Origin of the sequence: Paracoccus sp. S1E-3 (genome assembly GCF_013868135.1) — a bacterium.
Taxonomy (GTDB): Bacteria; Pseudomonadota; Alphaproteobacteria; order Rhodobacterales; family Rhodobacteraceae; genus Paracoccus.
Genome location: NZ_JACEMU010000004.1, coordinates 1,277,334 through 1,292,444, shown reverse-complemented (window position 1 = coordinate 1,292,444; position 15,111 = coordinate 1,277,334). Strand labels below are relative to the sequence as shown.

At 64.1% G+C, this 15,111-nt stretch carries 15 protein-coding genes and 1 tRNA gene; 11 read left to right on the top strand and 5 right to left on the bottom strand.

Annotation, left to right across the window (positions count from 1 at the left end; genetic code table 11):
* Positions 1-3: 3 nt before the first annotated feature.
* From sufB to H1S04_RS06410, 10 genes are all read left to right on the top strand, one after another.
* Positions 4-1,524, top strand: a complete 1,521-nt coding sequence (gene sufB, locus H1S04_RS06455; RefSeq protein WP_181744692.1) for a Fe-S cluster assembly protein SufB — start codon at positions 4-6, stop codon at positions 1,522-1,524.
* Positions 1,521-1,832, top strand: a complete 312-nt coding sequence (locus H1S04_RS06450) for a heavy metal-binding domain-containing protein (RefSeq protein WP_181744691.1) — start codon at positions 1,521-1,523, stop codon at positions 1,830-1,832. The genes sufB and H1S04_RS06450 overlap by 4 nt, the downstream gene beginning before the upstream one ends.
* A gap of 33 nt (positions 1,833-1,865) precedes the next feature.
* Complete coding sequence (locus H1S04_RS06445) at positions 1,866-2,213, top strand: DMT family protein (protein WP_181744690.1); 348 nt, start codon at positions 1,866-1,868, stop codon at positions 2,211-2,213.
* Positions 2,214-2,217: 4 nt separating this feature from the next.
* Positions 2,218-3,090 carry an FkbM family methyltransferase gene (locus tag H1S04_RS06440; RefSeq protein ID WP_181744689.1) on the top strand — a complete coding sequence of 291 codons (873 nt, stop codon included), beginning with the start codon at positions 2,218-2,220 and terminating at the stop codon, positions 3,088-3,090.
* Between the two features lie 134 nt (positions 3,091-3,224).
* A complete protein-coding gene (gene sufC / locus H1S04_RS06435) occupies positions 3,225-3,983 on the top strand; it encodes a Fe-S cluster assembly ATPase SufC (protein ID WP_181744688.1) in 759 nt (252 codons plus the stop codon).
* Complete coding sequence (locus tag H1S04_RS06430; protein ID WP_181744687.1) at positions 3,983-5,296, top strand: SufD family Fe-S cluster assembly protein; 1,314 nt, start codon at positions 3,983-3,985, stop codon at positions 5,294-5,296. Before sufC ends, H1S04_RS06430 begins: the two co-directional genes overlap by 1 nt.
* On the top strand, positions 5,275-5,778 hold the full coding sequence (locus tag H1S04_RS06425) for a hypothetical protein (protein WP_181744686.1): 504 nt from the start codon (positions 5,275-5,277) through the stop codon (positions 5,776-5,778). Before H1S04_RS06430 ends, H1S04_RS06425 begins: the two co-directional genes overlap by 22 nt.
* A 2-nt stretch (positions 5,779-5,780) precedes the next feature.
* On the top strand, positions 5,781-6,374 hold the full coding sequence (locus H1S04_RS06420) for a Yip1 family protein (RefSeq protein WP_181744685.1): 594 nt from the start codon (positions 5,781-5,783) through the stop codon (positions 6,372-6,374).
* Positions 6,371-7,582, top strand: a complete 1,212-nt coding sequence (locus H1S04_RS06415; protein WP_181744684.1) for a cysteine desulfurase — start codon at positions 6,371-6,373, stop codon at positions 7,580-7,582. Before H1S04_RS06420 ends, H1S04_RS06415 begins: the two co-directional genes overlap by 4 nt.
* 61 nt (positions 7,583-7,643) lie before the next feature.
* Positions 7,644-7,720: transfer RNA gene (locus H1S04_RS06410), tRNA-Arg, on the top strand.
* Positions 7,721-7,955: 235 nt separating this feature from the next.
* Here H1S04_RS06410 and H1S04_RS06405 read toward each other — a convergent pair.
* From H1S04_RS06405 to H1S04_RS06385, 5 genes are all read right to left on the bottom strand, one after another.
* Positions 7,956-8,573 (bottom strand): ABC-type transport auxiliary lipoprotein family protein, encoded by a 618-nt coding sequence (locus H1S04_RS06405; protein ID WP_181744683.1) that lies wholly within the window; start codon positions 8,571-8,573, stop codon positions 7,956-7,958.
* 7 nt (positions 8,574-8,580) lie between these two features.
* The gene (locus H1S04_RS06400; protein WP_181744682.1) at positions 8,581-9,795 is read right to left on the bottom strand and encodes an MlaD family protein; all 1,215 of its coding nucleotides are present in this window, start codon (positions 9,793-9,795) and stop codon (positions 8,581-8,583) included.
* Positions 9,796-9,799: 4 nt separating this feature from the next.
* On the bottom strand, positions 9,800-10,576 hold the full coding sequence (locus H1S04_RS06395) for an ABC transporter ATP-binding protein (protein WP_181744681.1): 777 nt from the start codon (positions 10,574-10,576) through the stop codon (positions 9,800-9,802).
* Entirely contained in the window at positions 10,573-11,601 is a 1,029-nt protein-coding gene (locus tag H1S04_RS06390) for an MlaE family ABC transporter permease (RefSeq protein ID WP_370470468.1), read from the bottom strand. Before H1S04_RS06390 ends, H1S04_RS06395 begins: the two co-directional genes overlap by 4 nt.
* 237 nt (positions 11,602-11,838) lie before the next feature.
* Positions 11,839-13,275 carry a short-chain fatty acyl-CoA regulator family protein gene (locus H1S04_RS06385; protein ID WP_181744680.1) on the bottom strand — a complete coding sequence of 479 codons (1,437 nt, stop codon included), beginning with the start codon at positions 13,273-13,275 and terminating at the stop codon, positions 11,839-11,841.
* 171 nt (positions 13,276-13,446) lie between these two features.
* Between H1S04_RS06385 and aceB the strand changes: the two genes are divergently transcribed.
* Positions 13,447-15,078, top strand: coding sequence for a malate synthase A (aceB, locus tag H1S04_RS06380; RefSeq protein ID WP_255435462.1), 1,632 nt, complete (start codon positions 13,447-13,449; stop codon positions 15,076-15,078).
* Positions 15,079-15,111: the final 33 nt, after the last annotated feature.

Here is a 15,111-nt window from a genome sequence, read left to right as displayed (position 1 = left end):
AGGATGAACGTGACCACCGATCTCGAGGTGCGCGAGGGTGTTGACCGTGAAACGGTCGAAACCGTCGCGAATATGGGCAGCTACAAGTATGGCTGGGACACGGAAATCGAGATGGACTACGCCCCCAAGGGCCTGTCCGAAGACATCGTCCGTCTGATCAGCCAGAAAAACGAAGAACCCGAATGGATGACCGAATGGCGTCTGGCGGCCTATCGCCGCTGGGTGACCATGGCGGAACCCAAATGGGCGATGCTGAACTATCCCGAAATCGATTTTCAGGATCAGTATTACTATGCCCGCCCGAAAAGCATGGCGGTGAAGCCGAAATCGCTGGACGAGGTCGACCCGAAGCTGCTGGCGACCTATGAAAAGCTGGGCATTCCGCTGAAGGAACAGATGATCCTCGCCGGCGTCGAAGGTGTTGGCGCAACCCCGGCCGAAGGCCGCAAGGTGGCCGTCGATGCCGTCTTCGATTCGGTCAGCGTCGGCACCACCTTCAAGGAGGAGCTGAAGAAGGCCGGCGTCATCTTCTGCTCGATCTCCGAGGCAATCCGTGAATATCCCGAGCTGGTGAAGAAATATCTCGGCTCGGTCGTGCCGCCGACCGACAATTTCTATGCGACGCTGAACAGCGCCGTCTTCTCGGATGGCAGCTTCGTCTATATCCCGCCGGGCGTCACCTGCCCGATGGAGCTGTCGACCTATTTCCGCATCAATGCGGAAAATACCGGCCAGTTCGAGCGCACGCTGATCATTGCGGACAGGAAATCCTATGTCAGCTATCTGGAAGGCTGCACCGCGCCCAAGCGCGACACGGCCCAACTGCATGCCGCCGTGGTGGAGATCGTGATTCTGGAAGATGCCGAGGTGAAATACTCGACCGTCCAGAACTGGTTCCCGGGCGACGAGGAGGGCAAGGGCGGCATCTACAACTTCGTGACCAAGCGCGCCGATTGCCGCGAGGCCCGCGCCAAGGTGATGTGGACGCAGGTGGAAACCGGCTCTGCGATCACCTGGAAATACCCCTCCTGCATCCTGCGGGGCGAGGAATCCTCGGGCGAGTTCTACTCGATCGCCATCGCCAACAATCACCAGCAGGCCGATACCGGCACCAAGATGATCCATCTGGGCAAGAACACGCGCTCGCGCATCGTCTCCAAGGGGATCTCGGCCGGCAAGGCGCAGAACACCTATCGCGGCCTTGTCAGCATGCATCCGCGCGCCACCAACAGCCGCAACTATACGCAATGCGACAGCCTGCTGATCGGCGATCAATGCGGCGCCCACACGGTGCCCTATATCGAGGTGAAGAACTCGTCCTCCCGCGTGGAACACGAGGCCACCACCTCGAAGGTGGATGACGACCAGCTGTTCTACTGCCGCCAGCGCGGCATGGACGAGGAACAGGCCGTGGCGGTCATCGTGAACGGTTTCGTGCGCGACGTGCTGCAGGCGTTGCCGATGGAGTTCGCCATGGAAGCGCAATCGCTGGTGGCGATCTCGTTGGAGGGTTCCGTCGGATGATCGTCACCACCACCCCCAGCGTCGAAGGCCGCCGGATCACCGCCTATCACGGCGTGGTGACAGGCGAGACGATCATCGGGGCGAATATCTTCCGCGATCTGTTCGCGGGAATCCGCGACATCGTCGGTGGACGGTCGGGCGCCTATGAAAAGGTGCTCGCCGAGGCCCGCGAGTCGGCGCTGCTCGAGATGCAGGACCGGGCGCGGGCCGGGGGCGGCAATGCCGTCGTCGGCGTCGATCTGGATTACGAGGTCATCAACAACATGCTGATGGTCTCGGCTTCGGGCACCTCGGTCACGGTGGAATAGGTGATGCCGTGCCCGTTTCCGATCGCGTGACCCATGGCGATCAATATGCAGGCGGTCATGCCGGTAGTGCTGCTGGCGGCGTCGAATGTCTTCATGACCTTCGCGTGGTACGGGCATCTGAAGTTCAAGTCGGCGCCCCTGTTTCTGGTCATCGTGGTCAGTTGGGGCATCGCCTTCTTCGAATACTGCCTTGCGGTCCCGGCGAACCGGATGGGCCACGGTACCTATTCGGCGGCGCAGCTGAAAACCATTCAGGAGGTCATGACACTGGCGGTATTCGTCGGGTTTTCATGGCTGTATCTGAAGGAAAGCATAAGCTGGACGACGCTGCTGGGCTTCGTCTTCATCGCCTTCGGCGCGGCATTGGTGTTCCGGGGATAGTGGCGTGGACCAGATAACCAAAACCACCGCTGCCGACCGGCTGGCCTATTTGCTTGAAGCGCTGAAGCCGGAACGGCGGACACGCGTGGTCGATATCGGGGCCAATCCGTTGACCGCACCACCCTATAAGCTGCTGATGGATCTGGATGGCTGCGATGTCTGGGGTTTCGAGCCGCAGCAAAGCGCCTATGAAGATTTGATCAAGCTGGCAGGTCCGCGTGAACATTACCTGCCACATGCGGTCGGTGATGGTGGCGACAGGGTGCTGAACGTCTGCAAGGCCTCTGGTTTCACCTCGATGTTGGAACCCAATGTGGCGGCGTTTGATTATCTGGGCCGTTTCCACCGTCAGGGGCGCGTGATACAGCGAATTCCGTTCTCGACCAGCCGCTTGGACGATCTGGACATGCCGCAGGTCGACCTGGTCAAGATCGACATTCAGGGCGGCGAACGCACGGTATTCGAGAACGGGCGTCGTATGCTGGGTGGGGCGGTCGCGGTCATCACCGAAGTGGCTGCGATCCCGCTTTACGTGGACCAGCCGCTTCTGGATGCGCAGATGGCCGAACTGCGTGAAAGCGGCTATCATCTGCACAAGTTCATGACCTTCTGGGCAAAGCCGCTCAAGAATATCGTGAGTGATGGCCGGGCACGTGCTGTGCGCAGTCAGTTGATTGACGGCGACGCCGTGTTTGTTCGGGCGCTGCTGGAACTGAATACGCAGGATACCGAGTGGTTGAAGCATCTTGCCGTGCTGTCGGACGGCGTATTCGCCAGCTTCGATCTGACGGTATTGGTGTTGCAGTTGCTTCTGGATCGCCGGGTGATCACGGAAGCTCAGCTCGATACCTATATGGCCAAGGTCGTGAACGGGTAGAAATTTCGGTCGCAGGCTTTTTGCCTGCGGTCCCATGATTGTGTCAGGTTCCGCCTCGTGGCAGTGACCGACCTAACGCAGGAACAGGATTTACCGACCGGACCGCCGGCCGGAGCCAGAATAAAGGAAACGCCATGCTGAAAATCGATAATCTCCACGCCAAGCTGGAAGACGAGGACAAGCAGATCCTCAAAGGGGTCAATCTGGAGGTTCCGGCCGGTCAGGTTCACGCGATCATGGGGCCGAACGGTTCGGGCAAGTCGACGCTGTCCTATGTGCTGTCGGGCCGCGACGGCTATGAGGTCACCGAAGGCAGCGCGTCCCTGAACGGCGACGACCTGCTGGCGCTGGAGCCTGAAGAACGCGCCGCGGCCGGCCTGTTTCTGGCCTTCCAGTATCCGGTGGAAATCCCCGGCGTCGGCAACCTGACCTTCCTGCGCACCGCGGTAAACGCGCAGCGCAAGGCGCGCGGCGAGGAGGAGCTTTCGGCCGCCGAATTCCTGAAGGTCGTCCGCGAGAAGGCGAAATCGCTGGACATCGACGCCGAGATGCTGAAGCGCCCGGTCAATGTCGGCTTCTCGGGCGGTGAGAAGAAGCGCAACGAGATCCTGCAGATGGCCATGCTGGAACCGAAGATGTGCATCATGGACGAGACCGATTCCGGTCTGGACGTGGATGCGATGCGGCTGGTCGCCAAGGGCGTGAACGCGCTCCGCGCGCCTGATCGCAGCTTCCTGGTCATCACCCATTATCAGCGCCTGCTGGACCACATCCAGCCGGACGTGGTGCATATCATGGCCGATGGCCGGATCATCCGCACCGGCGGCCCCGAACTGGCGCTGGAAGTCGAGAAGAACGGTTATGCCGACATTCTCGCGGCGGAGGTCGGCTGATGGCGGAGACTGCAGTTCTGACCCGCGAGGCGGGGGCCGCCGATCCGGGCCTCGCTGCCCGGCTCGGTGCGTTGGACCTGCCGGCGGGCGGCTTCACCGCTGCGGCCCGCAAGGCGGCACTGGCCCGGTTCGAAAAGATGGGCCTGCCGCGCGGGCGCGACGAATACTGGCGCTATACCGATCCCGCGGCCTTCAATGCCGCCGTGCCCGCGCCGCTCCAGATTGCCGATAGCGGCCCGGACGGCCCTCTGTTCGAGGATATCGACCGGTTGCGGCTGGTCTTCGTGGACGGGATTTTCGATGCCGAGGCCTCGGACGATCCGGCGCTGGAAGGCGTGCAGATCGACACGCTGGCCGCTGCCGAAGGGCAGGCGGACCACTGGGCGGCCCCGGTTTACGGCACGCTGGAGGCCGCCGGGCATGACCGCGTGGCGCGTCCCTTCGGGGCGCTGAACACGGCGGTGGCGCGGGACGGTGCGCTGATCCGGGTGAGCGGCAGGCCCGCGCGTCCCATCCATCTGATCCACCGCCGCGCCGACGACGGCGCCGATGTCTATTTCCACCATGTCATCGTGGTCGAGCCGGGGGCCGAGGTCACCGTGCTGGAAACCGGCATGACCGGCGCGCGCTCGAACTATGTGATCGAGGTGGACGTGATGGAGGGCGCGCGCTTCCACCACATCTCGGCCAAGCGCGCGGGCTATCAGAAGCTGGGCTGGGGCGGCATCTTCGCCCGCGTGGCCGCGAAGGCGCTGTTCAAATCCTTCAACCTGTCGCTGAACGGCACGCTGATGCGCCATGAGGCGGTGATCGATATCGTTGGCGACGATGCCGTGGCCCATATCGCCGGCGCGGTGCTGGGGGATGGCAAGAACGGCGATTTTGTCCATGACGACACCGTCTTCATCACCCATGGGGCCGAGCGGGGAGAGTCGCGTCAGGTCTACAAGAAGGTGCTGAAGAACGGCGCCAAGGGCGTTTTCCAGGGCAAGATTCTGGTCAAGCCGGGCGCGCAGAAGACCGACGGCTATCAGATCAGCCAGGCGCTGCTGCTGGACGAGAACAGCCAGTTTCTGGGCAAGCCCGAGCTGGAAATCTATGCCGATGACGTGAAATGCAGCCACGGCTCGACCACCGGCGCGATCGACGAGACGGTGCTGTTCTACCTGCGCTCGCGCGGGGTGCCGAAGGGGCGGGCCATCGTGCTGATGGTGCTGTCCTTCCTGGCTGACGCCCTGGCCGAGGTCGAGGATGAGGCCCTGCGCGAGCAGATCAGCGAACGTCTGGACGCATGGCTGACAAGGCACGCATAAGCGCGGGCGTCGCGCCGCGGGTGCTGGCCAGCTGGCGCCGGCCCGGTCGGGTCGTGGCTGGGCTGTCGCCAATGTCCGAAGGCGCGATGCTGGCCGTCCTGATGGGCGCGATGCTGGTCTTCCTGATCGCGCAGGCCCCCGGCCATGCGCGGGCGGCGGCGCTCGACCCCTCGGTGCCGCTGGGGGGGCGGATGGCGGGCGCGCTGACGGCGGTGCTGCTGATGATGCCGCTTCTCGCCTACGCCGTCGCCTCGCTGGTGGCGCTGGCGTCGCGGCTGACCCCGTGGCGGCTCGACGGAGAGGACTCGCGGCTGGCGCTGTTCTGGGCGCTGCTGGCGATTTCGCCCGCGATGCTGCTGGCCGGGCTGGTCGAGGGGATGATCGGTCCCAGCCCGGCGCTGAGCCTCACACGGCTGGTCGCCGGGATCGGTTTTCTGTTCATCTGGGGCGGCGGTCTCCGTGCCCTTGCAAGGCGGGGATGAGGATGGGCGATTTGGTTATCCTGACGCGAAATTCGCTGCGCGACCCCGCGCTTGCCGTGCGTCAGTTGCAAAAGCTGGACCTGCCCATGCAGGTGCGCTGGATGGCGCTGGCGCTGGTGGTGGTGCTGTCGGCCATTCTGGGCACGCTGGCGGTGAAGATCTTCCCCGAACTGGCGCAAGGCGGCCTTGGCATTCCCGAGCTGTCGCCCCTGGCCCGCGTGGCGCTGCAGACCGGCGGCATGGTGCTGACCGCGTGGCTCATCGCCGCCGTCGGCCGCGCCTTTGGCGGGCAGGGCGATTTTCCCGACGCGCTGCTGGTCGTCATCTGGCTGGAATTCCTGTTGCTGGCCGCACAGGCGGCGCAGGTGGTTCTGATGCTGGTCTTCCCCTTTCTCGGCAGCATTCTGGGCATTGCCGCGCTTGTGCTGATCGCGTGGCTCAGCGTGCAGATGATCAAGGCGCTGCACGGCTTTTCCAGCGCGGTTCTGGTTTTTCTGGGCCTGATCGGCGCCACGATGGTGACGCTGATCTTCCTGACCGTGCTGGCCGGCGCTTTCGGTCTGATGCCGGAACTTCCCGCAGAGGTGCAGCCATGAGCTTTGATGTCGAAACCGTCCGCGCCGATTTCCCGATCCTGTCGCGGCAGGTGAACAACCGCCCGCTGGTCTATCTGGACAATGGCGCCAGCGCCCAGAAGCCCAAGGTGGTGATCGACGCGATTTCCAACGCGTATGAGGGCGAATATGCCAACGTTCATCGCGGGCTGCATTACCTCTCGAATCTCGCGACCGAGAAATACGAGGGTGTGCGTGGCACCATCGCCCGCTTCCTGAACGCGCCGCACGAGGACGAGGTGATCTTCACCTCGGGCGCGACCGAGGCGATCAATCTGGTCAGCTATGGCTGGGCCGCGCCGCGCTTCCAGCCGGGCGATGAGATCGTGTTGTCGGTGCTGGAGCACCACGCGAATATCGTGCCCTGGCACTTCTTGCGCGAACGGCAGGGCGTGGTGTTGAAATGGGTCGAGCCTGAGGCCGACGGTTCGCTTCCGCCCGAAAAGGTGCTGGCGGCGGTCGGCCCGAAGACCAGGCTGATCGCGGTCACTCACATGTCGAACGTGACGGGCACCGTGGTCGATGTGGGCGCCATTGCGCGCGGCACCGATGTGCCAGTGCTGGCCGATGGCAGCCAGGCGGCGGTGCACTTGCCGGTGGATGTGGGCGCGCTCGGGGTCGATTTCTACTGCATCACCGGACACAAGCTTTACGGTCCGTCCGGCTCGGGCGCGATCTGGATTAGCCGCGAACGTCAGGCCGAGATGCGGCCTTTCATGGGCGGTGGCGACATGATCCGCACGGTGACACGCGACAGCGTGGACTATGCCGATGCGCCCCTGAAATTCGAGGCGGGGACGCCCGGCATCGTCAACCAGATCGGTCTGGGCGTGGCACTGGAATACATGATGGGTCTCGGGATGGAGAACATCGCCGCCCATGAAAAGATGCTGCGCGATTACGCGCGCGAGCGTCTGCGCGAGTTGAACTGGCTGCATATCCAGGGCGACGCGCCGGACAAGGGGGCGATCTTTTCGATGACCATGGACGGCGCCCATGCCCATGACATCGCCACCATTCTCGACAAGCGCGGCATCGCTGTGCGCGCGGGCAGCCATTGCGCCATGCCGCTGATGGATTTCTTCGGGGTGACGGCCACCGCACGGGCCAGCTTCGGCATGTATAACACCAGGGCAGAGGTCGACGCCCTGATCGACGGCCTGCAATTCAGCCGCGAGCTGTTCGCCTGAGCGCCGATTTTCGCAGCTGCCCATTGCGGGCGGCCGCGATTGCGGTTAGTCAGTCGCGCAGGCACCCGTAGCTCAGCTGGATAGAGCGCTGCCCTCCGAAGGCAGAGGCCAGAGGTTCGAATCCTCTCGGGTGCGCCAATCTTTTCAACTGCCTGTCGATATTATTCCTGCGCAATCCCTGATTTTGGCGCAGGTTCACGCACAGTTTCATGTTCCTGGCCGGTAATTTCACACAGCAATGTTGTGCGGTCGGCGTCTCTTTGACCAACCGACGGATCGATTCCATGTAAGCGTCTCGGACCTTTTTATATTCGCCGAGATTGCCCCCGGCATCGCGGCATCTGACGCGCCGGTCTGATCCTCCCTCGCAGGATCAATTGCAGCGGGCGCCGACCCGGCTGAGGGTCCAGGCGCTCATTTCCGTGATGAGTTGCAGGGCGGCGGCGTCGAAGGCCGGGATCAGGTCATTGGTCCTGGTGCTGGGCGATTCGGTCGTCACCTCGAACCGGCTGCGGCCGATGACGGCGGCGTCCATCTCGCGGACCAGCTGGGCATCGATGCTCAGCCGGATCAGCGCGCCTTTCTGCTGCAGTTCGGCGTTGAAATCGGTGATCTCGCTGATCATCGCATAGTCGCCGGCCAGTCCCAGCGGTTCACGCCCGACATGGCCGAAAGCGTCATAACTCCCCAGCGATTCGACCAGCAGGCGCTGCACGGTGGTGGGCACCGGATCGCCCCAGACGGCATCGGGCAGATATTGGGTCTGCAGTGCCGAAGGCCGGATCATGATGCGTTGCGAATCCAGCGTGCCGCGTGCTTTTGGCAGTTCCACCACCAGTTCATTCACCTTGGCGCCGCGGCATTGGCCGCCGCTGACGGGTGGGCCGCGCAGTTCGAAGACATTGCGGTTCGGTTCGCCCTGAAGGGCCGACAGCGCGCCGCAGCCGGGGATCAGCAGGATCAGCGCAAACAGGATGGCGGAACGATACATGGTGACCTCAGCGGCGGAATTCGGGGGTCGGCTGACCCCGGAGGATCTGCGAGGGGTTGCGTTTGATGGCGGTAACAAGCTGGTCCAGATTGGTGATCAGGCCGCGCGCCTCCTGCGCGAGGCGCGAATATTGGGGCAGGCCTTCGCGGGTGAAGGTCTGAAGCGGCCCGCGCGATCCGTCGAGGATCGATTCCAGCGAGGCGAAGGCGCTGGCGGCGCTGTCTGCGGCATTGCCGACATTGGTGGTGATGCGCGGCAGTTCATCGGGCAGGTTGGCGAGCGCGGTGCTGATGCTGCCAAGCGTGGTGCGCAGATCGGTGAAGACGGGGCCGACTTCGGCCACGACCGCGCGCGCCGCGTCCATGGTGCCGGTCACGGATTCCAGCGCCGCATCGGCTTTGTCCAGACTGGTCTGCGCGCGGGTGCCGAGGGTGCCCAGATCGGTTTTCAGCGTCGCGGCGGTCTGCTTCAGATCCTCGGCCATGACCTTCAGGTCGTCATTGACGAAGCCGTCGAGGCTGGCCAGCGTGGTTTCGGCCTGCGCCGATGCGCCCGAGAAATTGGTCAACGCCGTATCGGCCGTCCGGCTGAGCTGGTCCAGCTTCTCGCCGAAGGTCCCGATCGCGTCGGCGGCCTTGGACACATCGGCCATCGTCCTGTCGATATTCTGGGTCGAGCGTTCAAGATTGACCAGGATATTGCTGATCCGTTCCTGGTTCTGGTCGCCGAACAGCTGGGTCAGTTGCTGGGCCACGACATTGGCCCGGCTGAGCAGTTCGGGCGCCTGTTCGCCGATGGTCTGCAACGCGGTCTGGCTGGAGCGGATCACCGGCACCTCCTCGGTCGCGACGTCGCGCAGCAGCGGGCTGCCCGACAGGCCGGGGGTGATGGTGACCTGCGACACGCCCGTCACCGCCGATGTGTCGATTGAGGCGCGCGAATCGGTGCGGACCGGCGTTTCCTCGGCCAGTTCAAGCGTCACCCGCACCGCATCCGGGCTGTCGGGCGCCAGTTCGATGGCCGAGACGGTGCCGACATTCAGCCCCGCAAACAGCACCTGCGACGAGACGGAAAGCCCGGCGACTTCGGGGAAATAGGCCTCGTAATAAGCGAATTGCTGGTTTAGTTGCAGCCTGGCGAACCACATCAGAAATCCGAGAATCCCCAGCAGCCCGGCTATGGTGAACGCGCCGATCAGCGCATAATTCGCCTTGGTTTCCATTCGACTATGCGCCTCCCGAGGACGCCATGGCTGCGCGGGCGCGCGGACCGTGGAAATATTCGTGCACCCAAGGGTGGTCGACTTTCAACATCTCGGCCATGGTTCCGGTGGCCAGAACACGCTTTTCTGCCAGCACCGCGATGCGGTCGCAACAGGTATGCAGCGTGTCCAGATCATGGGTGACCAGAAACACCGACAGGTTCAACGCGTCCCGCAGCGTCAGGATCAGCCGATCGAAGGCGTCCGCCCCGATCGGGTCCAGCCCGGCGGTCGGCTCGTCCAGAAACAGAATCTCGGGATCCAGTGCAAGCGCGCGCGCCAGACCGGCGCGCTTGCGCATGCCCCCGGACAGATCCGAGGGGAATTTCGGGTTCGCATTGACCGGCAGCCCGGCCATCGAGACCTTCAGTCCCGCCAGTCTTTCACGGTCCTCGTCGCCGAGATGGGGCACCGCGCGCAGCGGCACCTCGACATTCTCGCGCACGGTCAGGGCGGAAAACAGCGCCCCGTCCTGAAAATTCACCCCCCAGCGGCGTTCGACCGATTCCCGCGCCGGTCCGGACAGCTTGCGGATGTCCTGCCCGAAGACACGGATTTCGCCGGCCTGCGGGGTGACGAGGCCCACGATGCTGCGCAGCAGCACCGATTTGCCGGTGCCCGAACCGCCGACCACGCCCAGAATCTCGCCCCGGCGCAGGTCCAGATCCAGATTGTCATGGACCACATGGTCGCCGAACTGGTTGCGCAGGCCGCGAACTTCGATGACGTTCTCGACGCTCATAGCCCGATCACCGAGAAGAAGACCGAGAAGAGCGCATCGGCGATGATGACGGCGAAAATCGCGTTCACCACCGATTTGGAGGTCATTTGCCCCAGCGATTCCGCGTCCTTGCCGACCCGCATCCCGCCGTGCACGCCGATGATGCCGATGATGACCGCGAAGAAGGGGGCCTTGGACAGGCCGACGATGACATGGCTGACGTCGATTTCCGACAGCCGCGTCAGGAACATCGGCGGCGAGATGCCAAGCGTGATCCAGGACATGACCGCCCCGCCCACCAGCCCGGCGACATCGGCGATCAATCCCAGGATGGGCAGCGTGATCACCAGCGCCAGCACCCGCGGCAGGGTCAGCACCATGTCGGGATCCATGCCGAAGGTGCGCATGGCGTCGATTTCCTCGCGCATCTTCATCGACCCGATCGAGGCTGTCAGCGCCGATGCGGTCCGTCCGGCCACCACGATGGCGGTCAGCAGGATCCCCAATTCGCGCAGCACGGCGATGGCGATCAGGTCAACCACGAAGACCTCGGCCCCGAAACGGCTGAGCTGGGCCGCGCCCTGAAAGGCCAGCACGACGCCGATCAGGAAGGACATGGTGAAGACGATGGGGATCGCGCGAACGCCGGTTTCCTGACAGTGGTAAACCAGCGAGGTCAGCCGGAATTGCGACGGATGGCGGATCGCCCGTATCCCGGCGGCGAGAAACCGGCCCAGATATTCGGAAAGCTCCTTGAAATACCCCAGTGCCTGCATGGTCCGCATACCGGTCCGGGTCAGAATCTGCTTCCAATGGGGCACGACCGGCGGCACCGGGTCGGGTTCGGGGATGGCGGTGGCGACGGTCTCCATCAGCTGGGCGTGATTGGGCTTCAGCCCCTCCAGCCGGGCGCCGCTGTGTTGCGCCTCGGCCAGGTACCACGCGCCTGCGGTGTCCATCTTGTCCAGCCCGGACAGGTCGATCCGGGGGGCGGCTTCGGTCGGCAGATGCGGCAGCGTCCAGACCACCAGCGCCCCGTCCAGCACCAGAAGATCACCGTCCCGCTTGCACGAGATGGTGGCCTTTTCGGGGTCGTCCTGGGCAAGCGTGTCGGTCAGATCAGCACCCGTTTCCTGCGATCAGGGCAGCCTTCTGCGGGGCAAAAACACGCGTCACCTTGACTGTCCCTTTTTGGCCCCGGTCCGTAACCGCCGGTTAATATACATATTCACATCATATTGATGCGCCGCAGGGCCAGTGTAAAGATGTCTCGTTAACGCCGGTCATTCGGCTTCAAAGCTGAACAGGGCGACGCTGCGTTCCAACTCGTTCACGGCGAGGTTGCGGTTGATCGGCGCCTGCGCGCGCGAGGCGCAGTTCTGCCGTTCGCACAGGAAGCAGTTCAGCCCGATCTCGGTCGGTTCGGTCCGCGCCTGGTCGATGGCGTCGGCATAGATCAGGCGCGGCGCGAAAGCCACATCGCAGCCCAGCCCCACCGCAAGGCGCGGGGCAGGGGACGAAAAGCTGCCCCCCGCCCGCGTCACCGTCCGCGCGACCGAGAAATAGCGCGCCCCTTCCGGCATCCGGATCAGCTGGGTCTGGATCTGGCCCGGCGTTTCAAACGCGCCGTGGATGTTCCACAGCGGGCAGGTGCCGCCGAAGCGCGAAAACGGAAAGCGCCCGGCGCTGAAGCGTTTGGAAACATTGCCCGCGCGGTCGACGCGGACGAAGAAGAAGGGGATGCCGCGCGCCTCCTGCCGTTGCAGGGTGGTCATGCGGTGGGCGGTCTGTTCGAAGCTGGTGCCGAAGCGGTGGCTGATCAGCTCGATGTCATAGCGTTCGGATTCGCAGGCCGCCAGGAAGGGGCGGTAAGGCATCAGCAGGGCGGCGGCGAAGTAATTCGCCAGGCTGACGCGGGCGAGGCTGCGGGTGGAATCGCCGTCAAAGGGCGCCTCGGCCAGCACCTGGTCGATCAGGTCTTCGTAATTCAGCCGCGCGATCAGCACCGCCATCTGGAACCGGCGGCTGGACGCGTCCAGCAGTTCCGACAGCAGCAATTCCTTGCGATGGGGGTCATAGCGGCGCAGCGATCCCCCCATGACCGACGCGGGCAGGCGGCGGACCCGGACGTTATGCGCCGCCAACAGCCCGTTCAGCGCCACATCCGAGGCATCGCGGTGGATCTTGTTCTCCTCGGCCAGCCCCTCGGCCACGCGGTCGAGCGCGTCGATATAGTTGCGGCTGTCATAGAACCAGTCGCGCACCTGTTCGACGGGCCGGGCGATCTGGGCCAGGGCCTCGACCTTGTTGCGGTCGGTCAGGGGGTTTTCCTCGGCCTGGTTGCGCATCAGCGCGTCGCCCAGGCGGCCTTGCAGCCGCACCAGCGCCGCCGCGATCCGGGGCGAGGCTTGCAGCACCGCCTCCATCTCGGCGCGGTTGACGCCCTCGACCTCCAGCGCGGGGTCTTTCAGGGCGGCTTCGAAATCGGCGGCCAGCTGGGCGTCAGTGTCGGGGGCCAGTTCCGCCACGTTCAGGTCGTAAACCTGCGCCAGCCGCATCAGCAGCTTGGCCGAAGCCGGACGCTGGTCGGATTCGATCAGCGTGATATAGCTGGCCGAAACATCCAGCTGCGCCGCCATCTGGGCCTGCGTCAGCCCCAGCGTGGTGCGCAGGATCTTCAGCCGCTGCCCGATGATCAGCTTGTCGCCGCGTGCCGCCATGATGCCCCCATTTCATTACAAACTTTACATTACAAAAGTAACGACCCTGACAAAAGTGACAGAGTGACCCCATTTATACACAAGCCTACTGCACTTGCGAGATGACATTACTAAAGTGACATTATGCAGATGCAGAATCACTGCCTGCCTTGAAGGTTGTCACGGAAGGCCATGCCCATGTCGCTCGATCAGCCCATCACCTCGCATCAGCTGCCGCTGGTTCTGCGCGCTGTCCGCGATGGCAACCGGGTGCTGACCGCCGATGCGCTTGGTTTTCTCGGCGAGTTGCAGCGCCGTTTCGGGATGAAGCTGCACGCGCTGATGGTCGCCCGCCAACGCCGGCAGGAAAAGATCGACGCCGGCCGCCTGCCCGAATATCTGGAAGACACCCGCCAGATCCGTCAAGGCATCTGGGAAGCGGCCCCGGTTCCAGAAGTCCTGTGGGATCGCCGTGTGGAAATCACCGGTCCGGTCGACCGCAAGATGATGATCAATGCGCTGAATTCCGGCGCCAAGGTCTTCATGGCGGATTTCGAAGACGCGACCGCGCCCAGCTTCCGCAACATCATTGCCGGGCACCTCAATGTCATCGACTATCGCGACGGCGCGCTGGAACATGAGGATGCGGAGAACGGCAGGTCCTACCGTGTCAGTGACCGGCCCGCCGTGCTGATCCTGCGCCCGCGCGGGCTGCACATGGCCGAGGCCAACGTGCTGATCGGCGGCCAGCCGATGTCGGCGGCGCTGTTCGATTTCGGTCTCAGCATCTTTCATTGCGGGCGGGCTTTCGCCGCCGATGGACGCGGGCCGTTCTATTACCTGCCGAAGCTGGAAAGCCACCGCGAAGCCGCCTTCTGGAACGAGGTCTTCACCTTCGCGCAGGACCGCGTGGGTCTGGCGCAGGGCACCATCAAGGCTACCGTCCTGATCGAGACCCTGCCGGCCGCCTTCGAAATGGACGAGATCGTCTGGGAACTGCGCGACCATATTGCCGGACTGAACTGCGGGCGCTGGGATTACATCTTCAGCTATATCAAGACGCTGCGCCAGCATTCGGCCTATGTCCTGCCCGACCGTGCGCAGGTCACCATGGACGAAGCGTTCCTGGCCACCTATGCCGCGCGGCTGATCAAGGTCTGCCACCGCCGGGGCATTCACGCCATGGGCGGCATGGCCGCGCAGATCCCGGTCAGGGGCGACGACGCCGCCAATGCCGAAGCCTTCGCCAAGGTCCGGGCCGACAAGCTGCGCGAGGTCAGCCTCGGCCATGACGGCACCTGGGTCGCCCATCCCGATCTGGTCCCTGTCGCGATGGAGGTTTTCGACGCCGAAATGCCCGGCCCCAACCAGATCCGCCTGCAACGCCAGACCTGCCGGATTGATCCGGCTAAGCTGCTGCAACCCCATCGCGGTCAGGTGACCGAGGCGGGCCTGCGCACCAATGTCGCGGTCGCGATCGAATATCTGGCCAACTGGCTGCAGGGCCGGGGCGCCGTCCCGATCCACAACCTGATGGAGGACGCGGCGACCGCCGAAATCAGCCGCGCCCAGATCTGGCAATGGATCCGCCACCATACCGATATCCGCCGGCCCGACGGGTCCAGCCGCCGCATGGATGCGGTCTGGCTGGGCGAGATGGTGCAGACGGAAATCGCCGCCATCCTCGACCGGCTTGGCCCGGCAGGCTTTCACCGCGGGCATTACGCCTCGGCCGCGCGCATCCTTCAGGATGCGGCGACTGCGGACACGATGCCCGATTTCATCACCACCCCCGCCTATGACGTGCTGAACGCGCTGGATTGAGGAGATCCGGCCCCGGCCCAAGGCGCGGCCCAA

Coding starts and splice junctions, on each gene's coding strand:
- sufB (WP_181744692.1), top strand. CDS start 4: ATGAACGTGACCACCGATCTCGAGGTGCGCGAGGGTGTTGACCGTGAA.
- aceB (WP_255435462.1), top strand. CDS start 13,447: ATGCCCATGTCGCTCGATCAGCCCATCACCTCGCATCAGCTGCCGCTG.
- H1S04_RS06430 (WP_181744687.1), top strand. CDS start 3,983: ATGGCGGAGACTGCAGTTCTGACCCGCGAGGCGGGGGCCGCCGATCCG.
- H1S04_RS06425 (WP_181744686.1), top strand. CDS start 5,275: ATGGCTGACAAGGCACGCATAAGCGCGGGCGTCGCGCCGCGGGTGCTG.
- H1S04_RS06395 (WP_181744681.1), bottom strand. CDS start 10,576: ATGAGCGTCGAGAACGTCATCGAAGTTCGCGGCCTGCGCAACCAGTTC.
- H1S04_RS06415 (WP_181744684.1), top strand. CDS start 6,371: ATGAGCTTTGATGTCGAAACCGTCCGCGCCGATTTCCCGATCCTGTCG.
- H1S04_RS06400 (WP_181744682.1), bottom strand. CDS start 9,795: ATGGAAACCAAGGCGAATTATGCGCTGATCGGCGCGTTCACCATAGCC.
- H1S04_RS06450 (WP_181744691.1), top strand. CDS start 1,521: ATGATCGTCACCACCACCCCCAGCGTCGAAGGCCGCCGGATCACCGCC.
- sufC (WP_181744688.1), top strand. CDS start 3,225: ATGCTGAAAATCGATAATCTCCACGCCAAGCTGGAAGACGAGGACAAG.
- H1S04_RS06405 (WP_181744683.1), bottom strand. CDS start 8,573: ATGTATCGTTCCGCCATCCTGTTTGCGCTGATCCTGCTGATCCCCGGC.
- H1S04_RS06445 (WP_181744690.1), top strand. CDS start 1,866: ATGGCGATCAATATGCAGGCGGTCATGCCGGTAGTGCTGCTGGCGGCG.
- H1S04_RS06385 (WP_181744680.1), bottom strand. CDS start 13,275: ATGGCGGCACGCGGCGACAAGCTGATCATCGGGCAGCGGCTGAAGATC.
- H1S04_RS06420 (WP_181744685.1), top strand. CDS start 5,781: ATGGGCGATTTGGTTATCCTGACGCGAAATTCGCTGCGCGACCCCGCG.